Source organism: Actinomycetospora sp. NBC_00405 (genome assembly GCF_036044095.1).
In the GTDB taxonomy this organism is placed as follows: Bacteria; Actinomycetota; Actinomycetes; order Mycobacteriales; family Pseudonocardiaceae; genus Actinomycetospora; species Actinomycetospora callitridis.
The window spans coordinates 5008002-5019219 of sequence record NZ_CP107938.1 but is presented as its reverse complement, the minus strand read 5'-3'; the positions used below and the strand labels follow the sequence as shown (position 1 = coordinate 5019219).

Genomic DNA, 11218 nt, shown 5'->3' with positions numbered 1-11218 from the left:
CTCTCCGCTCGTCACCGTCGAGCGTGCGGGGCAGAGGCGACGGACGCCCCGGCCGGACCTTCCAGTCGGGCTTCCAGTCGTGTGCGCAGCTCCCGCCGGGAGGTGACACCGAGCTTCGCGTAGACGTTGCTGAGGTGGTACGCGACGGTGCGCGGGGTGATGTAGAGGTCGCGCCCGACCTCGCGGTTCGTCAGCCCCCGCGCGACGAGGGCGACGACGGCCTCCTCGTGCGGGGTCAGCCCGAGCGCGCCGGCATCGCTGCTCGTCGGCGCCGGCGTCAGCCCGGCGGCGTGCAGAAGCTCCTCGGCGCGGGCGCACCACGGCGCGGCACCGAGGCGGGCGAGGGTGTCGCGGGCGCCGCGCAGGAGGTCGACGCCGGCCCGGCGTTCGCCGGCAGCGAGCAGGCGGCGTCCGATCTCGGTCTCCAGGCGGGCGACCGCGTGCGGGGCGACGACGTCGGCGACGCCCGCCTCGGCCGGCGAGCGCCAGGGGGCACCGAGCCGGACCCGCAGCCGCGCGACGTCGACGGCGTACCGGCCGCCGGCGCGCGGGGCGAGGGCGTCGAGCGCCGCCGTGGCCTCGGCGACCCGGCCCAGGGCCAGCAGCGCCTCGACCTCGAGCACCCGGGGTGCGAGCACCCCGAGACCGTCGGCCGCCGCCCGCACCGCAGGCTCCTGCGCCGGCGCGAGCGCCCGCAGCAGCGCCTGCGGATCGTCCTCGACCTCCGCGAGCACCGCCCCCGCGACCGCGGCGCACAGGTCGACGCCCCACCAGTGCGGGCCGAGCGTCGTCGCCGCCGCGAGGTGGGTCCGCGCCTCGTCCCCGCGTCCCCGGATCGCCAGCGCCTCCGCCGCGAACGTGTGCGCGAGCGCGCCGGGCAGCGCCGTCCCCCCGTCGCGGGCGAGCGTGATCGCCAGCTCGAAGCCCTCGACCACGCCGTCGGGGATCCCGAAGCGGTCCGCGACCGCGGGGCGGAAGGCCAGCGCGAGGGCCAGCGCGCGCACCGGCTCCCCCGCCCGGGCGCGGTGGACCGCCTCGTCGAGGTGCAGCGACGCCGCCGCGTCGTCGCCGCCGAGCGTCGCGAGCATCCCGCGCAGGGTCAGCGCGTCGACCGGTGGCGCGCGCCCGTCGTCGCCCCCGGCGCGGTCGAGGATCGCCCGGGCGTCGTCGCCGCGCCCGGCGACCGCGAGCCCCAGGATCAGCGCCAGCCCCGCCGGGAGGCGGACGTCGTCGCCGCGGGCGGGGTGGGCGAGCGCGACGCCCGCGGTCTCGATCGCCCGCGCCGGGTCACCGCGCAGCAGGTGCAGCACCGCGAGGTGCGCGGCGGCCCCGGCGCGCGCCCGGTCGCCCGGACGTCCGTCCCCCGGGACACCCGTCGCCAGCGCCGCCTCCAGGCGCTCGCGGGCCACGCCGAACCGTCCGGTGACGAGCGCCAGCTGGCCGAGCACCGCGGTCCGCCAGGGCCCCGCCCGGCACCCCTCGACCGCGCCCTCCAGGGCCACCGCCCGCGCGACCTCGCCGTCGGCGAGCAGCCGGGACGCCGCCGCGAGCAGCCGGCGCTCGCGGTCGTCCGGGTCGGTGCTGAGGTCGGCGGCCGCGCGCAGCAGGTCGGCCGCCTCGGAGCCGGCGAGCGCCGCGCCCGGCTCGCCGACCAGGTCCTCGAGCTCGGCGGCGAGCTCCGGGTCCGGGCCGGCGGCCGCCGCGACCCGGTGGTCGAGCGCGGCGCGGCCCGAGAGGAGCCCCGCCGAGGTCGCGTGCAGCGCGCGGCGCCGCATCGGCGGCAGGTCCCCGCGGATCGCGGCCCGCACGAGGGGGTGCACGAACCCGATCCGGACCGTCGGCCCGCCGGGGAGCTCCTCGACCAGGCCCATTCCGACCGCCTCGTCGAGCGCGGCGGCCGGGTCGTCGAGGCCCGCGACGGCGGCGGCGAGCGCGAGCGGGGCGTTCTCGCCGAGCACCGAGGTCGCGACCACCAGCGCCTCGGTCGCGGGCGCCGCGCGGGCGAGGCGCACGAGCACCACCGACGCGAGGCTGCGCGGTGCCGGGAGCGCGTCGGCGCTGCCCGCGAGCACCTCGGGCGGCAGTTCCTCGAGCAGCGCCCGCGCGTGCAGCGGGTGGCCCCGGGTGTGGCGCCACAGCCGCTCGGCGGCGCCGGTGGAGCCCAGCGGACGGCCGACGGCGGCGGCGAGCTCGGAGAGCTCGGCGGGCTCGAGCCCCTCGAGGCGCACGCGGCGGATCGCCCGCCCGGCGGCCGGGAGGCGCTCCCACCAGGCGTCGGCCGGGGCCGGTTCCCGCGCGTCGGGCCCGGACCCGGCGACCCGCACCCCCGCCAGCACGAGGACCCGGTCGTGGCGCAGCCGCCGCAGCGTGAACACCAGCACCCGCACCGAGGCCGGGTCGGCCCACTGCAGGTCGTCGAGCACCAGCAGCACCGGATCCTCGTCCGGCAGGGCCCCCAGCGCACCGAGGAGGTCGGCCCCCACGGCCAGCGGGTCGGCCCGCGGGTCGCGGTCGGGGCGCAGCAGCGTGAAGCGGTCCAGCAGGGCCGGCGGGAGGTCCGCCAGGAGCTGGTCGAGCAGCCCGTGCGCGAGCCCGGTCTCCGCGGCGTCGCCGGTGGCGGTCAGGACGGCGGACGCCCGGCACCCGGCGACGGCGCGGGCCAGGACCGCGCTCTTGCCGGCACCGGCCTCGCCCTCCACCCACACGACGCCCGGCCGCCCGGCGCGCGCGTCGTCCCAGGCCTCCTCGACGAGCGCCAGCGGTCCGCGGCGCCCGACGAACACGGGGGCCGACGCGCGCCGAGGCCACGGGGCCTCCGGGTGCGCGGTCATGAGGGCGACCTGAGCGCACCCGCCGTCGCCTGTCCAGGCCCACTTCCGTGGGAGACCGGACGATCGCCCTCGGTGGTCGCAGGTCAGCGGCGCACGGACAGCCCGACGCGCTGGAACTCCTTGAGGTCCGAGTAGCCGGTCTTGGCCATCGCGCGGCGCAGGGCACCGAAGAGGTTCATCGTCCCCGCGCCGGAGCGGGCGGGCCCGGTCAGGACGGTCGCGAGGTCGGGCGCGACGGTGGGCACGCGGGTGATCCCGCTGCGGGGCAGCGACGGGTGCGCGGCCGACGCCGTCCAGTACCAGCCCGCGCCCGGGGCCTCCTCGGCCGCGGCGAGCTGCTCGCCGAGCATCACCGCGTCCGCCCCGCAGGCAATGGCCTTCGCCAGGTCGCCCGACGTGCCCATCGCACCGTCGGCGACGACGTGGACGTAGCGCCCGCCGGTCTCGTCGAGGTAGTCGCGTCGCGCGGCGGCCGTCTCGACGAGCGCGGTGGCCATCGGCACCCCGATGCCCAGCACGGCGTCGGTGGACGTCGCCGCGCTCTGCCCGTAGCCGACGATGACGCCGGCGGCGCCGGTGCGCATGAGGTGCATGGCGGTGCGGTAGTCGGCGACCCCGCCCGCGACGACGGGGATGTCGAGCCCGTCGATGAAGTCCTCGAGGTCGAGCGGGCCCTCGGCGCCGTCGTCCTCGCCCCCCACGTGCTCGGCCGAGATGATCGTGCCCTGCACCACGAGCACCTCGACGCCCGCGGCCAGCAGGGTCGGCGTGAGCTCCCGGGCGTGCTGCGGGCTCACGCGTGCCGCGACGGTGGCGCCGCCGCCCCGGATGCGCTCGAGCGCCTCGGTGAGCAGCGCGGGCTGCACCGGCGCGGCGTGCAGGCGCTGCAGCTCGGCGACGGCGTCGGCCGGATCGGTGGCGGCGCGGCCGACCACCTCGGCCAGCACCTTCTCCGCCTCGGCGTGCCGTGCCCAGAGGCCCTCGGCGTTGAGGACGCCGAGCCCTCCGAGCCTGCCGACCTCGGCGGCGGTGGCCGGGGAGACCACGGCGTCCGTCGGGTGCGTCAGCAGCGGGAGCTCGAAGCGGTAGGCGTCGAGCTGCCAGGCCGTCGACACCGCCGACGACGAACGCGTCCGGCGCGACGGGACGATGTCGAGATCGTCGAACACGTAGCTGCGCTGGGCGCTGCGGCCCCGACCGATCTCGACCTGCTCGCGCACGCGGGAGGTCCTTCCTGGCTAGCGCGCGCCGTAGTTCGGCGCCTCGGCGGTCATGGTGACGTGGTGCGGGTGCGACTCGGCGAGCCCGGCGGCGGTGATGCGCACCATGTGCGCCCGCTGCAGCTCCTCCGTGGTCCGCGAGCCCGTGTAGCCCATGGCCGCCCGCAGTCCGCCGACGAGCTGGTGGGCCACCTGGGCCAGCGGCCCCCGGAAGGGTACGCGTCCCTCCACGCCTTCGGGCACCAGCTTGTCGTCGGAGAGGACGTCGTCCTGGAAGTAGCGGTCCTTCGAGTAGGACCCCTGCCGCCCCCGGGTCTGCATCGCCCCCAGGGAGCCCATGCCGCGGTAGGTCTTGAACTGCTTGCCGTCCAGCAGGACGAGGTCGCCCGGGGTCTCCGCGGTGCCGGCCAGCAGCGACCCGAGCATCACCGTGCTCGCACCGGACGCGAGCGCCTTCGCGATGTCGCCGGACGACTGCAGCCCGCCGTCGCCGATCACCGGGACACCGGCCGGCGACGCGGCGGCCGCGGCCTCGTGGATCGCGGTGATCTGCGGGACACCGACCCCGGCGATGACGCGCGTGGTGCAGATCGAGCCCGGCCCGACGCCGACCTTGATGGCGTCCGCCCCCGCGTCGACGAGCGCCTGGGCGCCCGCGCGGGTGGCGACGTTGCCGCCGACGACCTCGACGCGCTCGCCGAGCTCCTGCTTGAGCTTCGCGACCATCGCGGTGACCGCGCGGGAGTGCCCGTGCGCGGTGTCGACGACGAGGACGTCCACGCCGGCGTCGACCAGGGCCATCGAGCGCGACCAGGCGTCGTCACCGACGCCGACCGCCGCGCCGCAGAGCAGGCGGCCGTCGGGGTCCTTGGTGGCCATCGGGTACTGCTCGGTCTTCACGAAGTCCTTGACGGTGATCAGGCCGCGCAGGATCCCGGCGCCGTCGACGAGCGGGAGCTTCTCGATCTTGCGCCGGCGCAGCAGGCCGAGCGCGGCCTCGGCCGTCACGCCCACCTGCGCGGTGACGAGGTCCTCGGAGGTCATGACCTCGCGGACGCGACGCGAGTGGTCGACCTCGAAGCGCATGTCCCGGTTGGTGATGATGCCGACGAGCCGGCCGGACTCGTCGACCACGGGCAGCCCCGAGATCCGGAACTTGGCGCAGAGCGCGTCGACCTCGGCCAGGGTGTCGTCGGGCGAGCAGGTCACCGGGTCGGTGACCATCCCGGCCTCGGACCGCTTGACCACCTCGACCTGGGCCGCCTGCGCCTCCGCCGGCAGGTTGCGGTGGAGCACGCCCATGCCGCCCTGACGGGCCATCGCGATGGCCATCCGCGACTCGGTGACCGTGTCCATCGCCGAGCTCACCAGCGGGACGCGCAGGGTGACCCGGCGGGTCAGCCGCGCGGACGTGTCGGCCTCGGAGGGCACCACGTCGGACTCGGCCGGCAGGAGCATGACGTCGTCGAAGGTCAGGCCGAGCAACGCGAACTTCTCGGGCAACCCGGGCTCGGTCAACACCATGGGCTCAATCGTAGTCGCGCCGCCGACCGGTCCCCCGGGCGCGCGGACCGCCGCCGCGTGACGCGCGCCGCGAGACGGGTAAATTGCTGGTCGTGCCGTACGAAGCGTTGCCGCCCGATCCGTTCGCGGGAGATCCCGCGGACCCCGCCCGCGCGCTCGGGGGGCCGGACGCCGACGCCGCCGACGACGCGCCCCTCGACGACGCCGAGCGCGACGAGGTGGTGGCCGATCTGGGCGACCTCGCCGTGTTCGAGGCCCTGCTCGCGCCCCGTGGCGTCCGTGGCGTCGTGGTCGACTGCGAGGACTGCTCCGAGCAGCACTACCACGACTGGGACCTCCTGCGGGCGAGCCTCCAGCAGCTCCTCGACGAGGGCCACATGCGCCCGCACGAGCCCCCGTTCGACCCGGACCCCGCGTCCTACGTCACCTGGGAGTACTGCCGCGGGTTCGCGGACGCGACGCTCGCGGAGTAGCCCTCCTCACGCACGAACGGCCCGGTCCCCTCACGGGGGCCGGGCCGTTCGGCGTTCGGGGTGGGGTCAGCCCGTGGTCGTCGTCGCACCGGGGTCGGAGGACATCCCGTTGGTGGTGGTCGACGGCGGCGGGTCGTCGGCGCCACGGGTGTCGGGAGCCGCCGGGTCGGCCGGGGATGCCGGGTCGGCGGGCGACGGCGAGGCGTCCTCGGGCGTGACCGGGGCCGGCTCCGCCGGGCTCGGCGTCGCCGTGTCGTCCGCGGTGGAGCTCCCGCCCGACGACGGCGCCGTGCTCGGCTCGGAGCCGGCGGGCTCGCGGGACGAGGGCGACGGGTCGGACTCGATCGAGCTCTGCACCCGGTCGCGCTCCTGGACCAGCGGGGCCCGCTGCTCCGGCGCCACCTGCGGGATGGCGATGTTGGCCTGGGCCAGCTCGTTGCGGGCCGCCGTGGTGTCGCCCCGCGCCAGGGCGCCGTTGGCGGCCTCGATGCGGTTGCGGACCTCCTCGACGCGCTCGACGCCCTGCGCGCGCTCGGAGAAGAAGACCTTGGAGACGCCCCAGAGCGTGTCGCCCGGCATCGCGCCGTGGACCGCGACCGTCAGCCCGGCACAGGCGACGGCGGCCGCCACCGCGGCGATGGCGAACGGCATGCGTCGACGGCCGCGCGAGCGCAACCGGTCCCGCGACTCGTGCCCGGCGGCGACGGCCTCGGCCGCCTCGTCCAGGGACACGAGCTCCGGCATCGGGTCGGCCTCGATGTCCGCCCGCCACGCGGCGAGGATCGCCGCGAGACGGTCGTCGTCGTCGGAGCCGCCGAATCCGTAGCCGTCGGCCCCTCCGCCGGCACCGCCGGCGAGCGCGTCGATCAGGGCGTCGTCCGCCCGGACCGCTGCGAGGTCGACGGGGCCGTCGACGAGGTCACCCTCGGACCCGCCCGACGCCCGGTGGCCGCCCACTCAACTCACCTCTTCCGAGATCGCGGACACCGCGGTCCGCAGCTTCGACAGGGCCCGGTGCTGTGCCACCCGCACAGCGCCGGGAGTGGATTCGACCGCTTCCGCGGTCTCCTCCGCTGACAATCCAACGACGACACGCAACACGAGGATTTCCCTCTGTTTGGGGGGAAGCGTGTCGAGCAGTTGACCCATCTGGACGGACAACGCTCCGTTGAGTGCCCGCTGCTCGGGGCCGTCCCGGGGATCGAGCTCCTCGGGGAGCTCCTCCACGGGCTCGGAGCGGCTGCGAGCGACCGAACGGTGGGCGTCGACCACCTTGTGGGCGGCGATCCCGTAGACGAACGCGAGGAACGGGCGGCCCTGGTCGCGGTAGCCCGGCAGTGCTGTCAGCACGGCGAGACACACCTCCTGGGCCACGTCGTCAGCGGAGACCGCCGACCGTTCCTGCCGGCCGATGCGCGCGCGGCAGTACCGCACGACCAACGGCCGGATGATCGCGAGAACGCGGTTGAGAGCCGAGCGGTCGCCGTCGTTGGCGGCGGCCACCAGACCCTCGAGGTCGTTCCCTGCTTCGCTCATCGCTGCGCGTGGCCCCGGTGTTACGCGGGGCGGTGGCACCGGGCGCATCGGCCTTGATGTCGACACGGGGTCCACCGCCGGACGGACCGACGTCCCGGCCGAGGTGAGGTGACCGGACGACGGGTTGGTCGGATCAGCGTAGCGGGCGGTCTGCGGGCCCTGCGCGGCCCAGGAAGCGGGTGGTGCGGCGTTCGCCCGGTCCGGGCCACGCCACCGATCCGCCGCGCGGTGCACCGCGCGGGGGATCCCGATCACCGGCGTCGGGACGTCGTCGGCGTGCATCCCTCGGGTCACGTCGCCGGCACCCCCCGAACGTCCGTCGTTCCGGTATGCGGTCAGGAGACCAGGCCCCGTCGGAAGCCGTGTGCCACGGCCTGCGCACGGTCACGGACGCCCAGCTTGCGGAACAGGCGGCGGGCGTGGGTCTTGACGGTGTCCTCGGAGAGGTAGAGCTCGCGGCCGATCTGGCCGTTGCTCTTGCCCTGGGCCATGCCGCGCAGCACCTGCAGCTCCCGCTCGGTGAGCTGGACGCCGGAGTCGGCCGGGGTGCGCGGGGCGGGCACCGAGGTGCTCGCGAGGGTGTGGGCCAGCGCGGCGACGAGCTCGGGACGCGAGGCGTCCCAGCGCAGGTAGCCGCGGGCACCGCCGGCGATCGCCGCGGCGATGCTGCCGGAGTCGTCGGGGGCACCGAAGACGATGACGTTGGCCTGCGGGTGGGCGGCCACCAGCCGGCGCGTGGCCTCGACGCCCGTGGGCACCGCGCGCTGGGTGCCGACGAGCACGACGTCGACGGTCTGCCGCGAGAACCGCGTGAGCAGCTCGTCGCCGTGGGCGACGCAGTCGATGCGGTGGACCCCCGGGACCGCGGACATCACCCTCGTGAGGCCTTCACGGACGCTGCGACGGTCGTCGCAGATCAGCACCGTGGTCACGGGAGCTCCTTTCTGCACGGACGCAGCAGCCGATGAGCGAGCACTCTCCCCCATCGGCGCCCGGAGCGACGAGCTTGACCCGCCGTCGGCGCTCTTTTCGCCGGGGCGCGTCGACCCCGGCTCGCGTCCGCGGTCGAGTCCGCGCTCGACGTGCCGGTCCATGCGCTCTCCTCACGACGGGCGCGGGGCTGTCCACGCCTCGATGGGGCCGAGGGCCTCCACGGCCTCCCGGCTCCGCCCGGTACGACAACCGGACGAGCGTGACGACCCTCCCCCTGTCCAACGTCCCAGCGACCTTACGGTGACGACCGGAGATCCACCGGATACGACCGTCCGGCGACCTCCCGTGTACTCCGCGTGCGGAGGATGATCACGGATCGGAGCCGGTTCGGCAAGCACCCCTGCATGTAGGCGACCGTTCGTCGTGAGGGATGGCGCACGTCGCAAGCTCTTGTCCGGTCGCGCGCAACCGCCATAGGGTCCCCATCGGTGGTCGCGGTCCGCGCCGTCGTGGGCACGGTCAGTGACGGCCACCGGGAGCGCGAACCGTACGGAGGCGGACCACACCGACCGCCGTGCGGACGCGCGGAGCAGCCGGACCCACGGGTCCTCGCGTAGGAGGTGGCTCATGGCGGACGTCCGCCGGCTTCCGGGACCCAATGCCGACATCTGGGACTGGCAGCGACTCGGATCCTGCCGAGGCATGGACAGCGCGTTCTTCTTCCACCCCGACGGTGAGCGCGGCCCCGCCCGTGCGCACCGCGAGCGCCGGGCGAAGGCGGTCTGCCGCGACTGCCCGGTGGTCGAGCCGTGCCGCCGGCACGCCATCGCCGCCGGCGAGCCCTACGGCATCTGGGGCGGCATGTCGGAGTCCGAGCGGGTCGCGGTCGCCACCGGGCGCCCGCGCCGTCTCACGAGCGGCTGAGCCGCTTCCCGACCCCCGCACACGACGGGCCCCACCGCGACTGCGGTGGGGCCCGTCGTGTGTCATCTCCGGCTCACTGACCACGCGACAGCCGCATTCGGCGCGGCTGACTTAGTGGCCGTGCCCGTGGCCGTGGCCGTGGCCACCGCCTGCGGCGGCGGGCTCCTCGTCGGCGGGCTTGTCCACCACGGCACTCTCCGTGGTCAGGACCATGCGCGCGATGGAGGTGGCGTTCTCCAGCGCGGAGCGCGTCACCTTGACCGGGTCGATGATCCCGGTCGCCATGAGGTCGCCGTAGGTGCCGGCCGCGGCGTCGTAGCCGGTGCCCCAGCCCGCCTCGGCGACGTGCGCGGCGACGACCGAGCCCTCGAGCCCCGCGTTGCGGGCGATGGCCCGCAGCGGCGCCGAGAGCGCCCGGCGCACCAGGGCCACACCCGTGGCCTCGTCGCCGGTGAGGCCGAGGCCGCCCTCGAGCTCGGCCGAGGCGTGCAGCAGCGCGCTCCCCCCGCCGGGGACGATGCCCTCCTCGACCGCCGCACGCGTGGCGGCGATCGCGTCCTCGATGCGGTGCTTGCGCTCCTTCATCTCGGTCTCGGTGGCCGCACCGACCTTGATGACCGCGACGCCGCCGTGGAGCTTGGCCAGCCGCTCCTGGAGCTTCTCGCGGTCCCAGTCGGAGTCGGTCTCGCCGATCTCGCGCCGGATCTGGGCGATGCGCGCGTCCACGGCCTCCTTGGAGCCGCCACCCTCGACGAAGGTGGTGGTGTCCTTGGTGATCACCGCGCGGCGCACGCTGCCGAGCACCTCGGGACCGGCGTCGGACAGCTTGGTGCCGGTCTCGGGGTTGACCACCGTCGCGCCGAGCGCGGCGGCGAGGTCGTCCATGAACGCCTTGCGGCGGTCGCCGAAGAACGGCGCCTTGACCGCGGCGACCTTGACCGTCTTGCGGATCGAGTTCACCACGAGCGTCGAGAGCGCCTCGGCCTCGACGTCCTCGGCGATGATCAGGAGCGGCTTGCCCGACTCGACGACCTTCTCCAGCAGCGGGAGGAGGTCCTGGATCGCGCTGATCTTGTCACGGTTCAGCAGGACCTGGGCGTCCTCGAGGACCGCTTCCATCGAGTCGTTGTCGGTGACGAAGTAGGGCGAGATGTAGCCCTTGTCGAACTGCAGACCCTCGGTGATCTCCAGCTCGGTCGCCAGCGTCGAGGCCTCCTCGACGGTGATGACGCCGTCCTCGCCGACCTTCTCCATGGCCTCGCCGATGAGGTCGCCGATCGTCTGGTCGCGGGACGCGACCGCGCCGACGGCGGCGATGCCCTGACGGCCGTCGACCGGGGTGGCGCGCGAGCGCAGCACCTCGGTGACCTTCTCGGTGGCGGCGACCATGCCGGCACCCAGCGAGGTGGGGTTGGCGCCCGCGGCGAGGTTGCGCAGGCCCTCGGCGACCAGCGCCTGGGCGAGGACCGTGGCCGTCGTGGTGCCGTCGCCGGCGACGTCGTTGGTCTTGGTGGCGACGTTCTTCGCCAGCTGCGCACCGAGGTTCTCGAAGGGGTCGTCGAGCTCGATCTCGCGGGCGATGGTGACGCCGTCGTTGGTGATCGTCGGACCACCGAACTTCTTCTCCAGCACGACGTGACGCCCCCGCGGTCCGAGGGTCACCACGACCGCACCGGCCAGCTGGTCGACGCCGCGCTCCAGGGCGCGGCGGGCGGTCTCGTCGAACGTGATCTGTTTGGGCACTGACCTACCTTTCGTGACGCGAGACGACGCCGCC

9 protein-coding genes are annotated in these 11218 nt (G+C 75.4%); 2 read left to right on the top strand and 7 right to left on the bottom strand.

All coding sequences use genetic code 11. The features are described 5' to 3' along the window. Positions 1–11: 11 nt before the first annotated feature. The 3 genes from OG774_RS24885 to guaB all read right to left on the bottom strand — a co-directional run bounded on the left by OG774_RS24885 (position 12) and on the right by guaB (position 5575). The gene (locus tag OG774_RS24885; RefSeq protein WP_328305000.1) at positions 12–2831 is read right to left on the bottom strand and encodes an ATP-binding protein; all 2820 of its coding nucleotides are present in this window, start codon (positions 2829–2831) and stop codon (positions 12–14) included. 83 nt (positions 2832–2914) lie between these two features. Beyond that, a complete protein-coding gene (locus OG774_RS24880) occupies positions 2915–4051 on the bottom strand; it encodes a GuaB3 family IMP dehydrogenase-related protein (protein ID WP_328304999.1) in 1137 nt (378 codons plus the stop codon). A gap of 18 nt (positions 4052–4069) precedes the next feature. Continuing rightward, positions 4070–5575 (bottom strand): IMP dehydrogenase, encoded by a 1506-nt coding sequence (gene guaB, locus OG774_RS24875; protein ID WP_274194318.1) that lies wholly within the window; start codon positions 5573–5575, stop codon positions 4070–4072. Between the two features lie 83 nt (positions 5576–5658). Between guaB and OG774_RS24870 the strand changes: the two genes are divergently transcribed. After that, a complete protein-coding gene (locus OG774_RS24870; RefSeq protein ID WP_274190714.1) occupies positions 5659–6048 on the top strand; it encodes a DUF5319 domain-containing protein in 390 nt (129 codons plus the stop codon). Between the two features lie 66 nt (positions 6049–6114). On the opposite strand, the gene OG774_RS24865 is transcribed toward OG774_RS24870, so the two are convergent. The 3 genes from OG774_RS24865 to OG774_RS24855 all read right to left on the bottom strand — a co-directional run bounded on the left by OG774_RS24865 (position 6115) and on the right by OG774_RS24855 (position 8516). Beyond that, on the bottom strand, positions 6115–7005 hold the full coding sequence (locus tag OG774_RS24865; RefSeq protein WP_328304998.1) for an anti-sigma-D factor RsdA: 891 nt from the start codon (positions 7003–7005) through the stop codon (positions 6115–6117). Continuing rightward, positions 7006–7584 carry a sigma-70 family RNA polymerase sigma factor gene (locus tag OG774_RS24860; protein ID WP_274194704.1) on the bottom strand — a complete coding sequence of 193 codons (579 nt, stop codon included), beginning with the start codon at positions 7582–7584 and terminating at the stop codon, positions 7006–7008. A 335-nt stretch (positions 7585–7919) separates the two neighbouring features. Next, positions 7920–8516 carry a response regulator transcription factor gene (locus OG774_RS24855; RefSeq protein WP_116709579.1) on the bottom strand — a complete coding sequence of 199 codons (597 nt, stop codon included), beginning with the start codon at positions 8514–8516 and terminating at the stop codon, positions 7920–7922. A gap of 628 nt (positions 8517–9144) precedes the next feature. Between OG774_RS24855 and OG774_RS24850 the strand changes: the two genes are divergently transcribed. Further along, complete coding sequence (locus tag OG774_RS24850; RefSeq protein ID WP_274190717.1) at positions 9145–9441, top strand: WhiB family transcriptional regulator; 297 nt, start codon at positions 9145–9147, stop codon at positions 9439–9441. A 111-nt stretch (positions 9442–9552) separates the two neighbouring features. On the opposite strand, the gene groL is transcribed toward OG774_RS24850, so the two are convergent. Continuing rightward, complete coding sequence (gene groL / locus OG774_RS24845) at positions 9553–11184, bottom strand: chaperonin GroEL (protein ID WP_328304997.1); 1632 nt, start codon at positions 11182–11184, stop codon at positions 9553–9555. Positions 11185–11218: the final 34 nt, after the last annotated feature.

Excerpts from the sequence above, each read along its gene's own strand:
- OG774_RS24860 (WP_274194704.1), bottom strand. The coding sequence starts at position 7,584 with ATGAGCGAAGCAGGGAACGACCTCGAGGGTCTGGTGGCCGCCGCCAAC.
- OG774_RS24850 (WP_274190717.1), top strand. The coding sequence starts at position 9,145 with ATGGCGGACGTCCGCCGGCTTCCGGGACCCAATGCCGACATCTGGGAC.
- OG774_RS24885 (WP_328305000.1), bottom strand. The coding sequence starts at position 2,831 with ATGACCGCGCACCCGGAGGCCCCGTGGCCTCGGCGCGCGTCGGCCCCC.
- guaB (WP_274194318.1), bottom strand. The coding sequence starts at position 5,575 with ATGGTGTTGACCGAGCCCGGGTTGCCCGAGAAGTTCGCGTTGCTCGGC.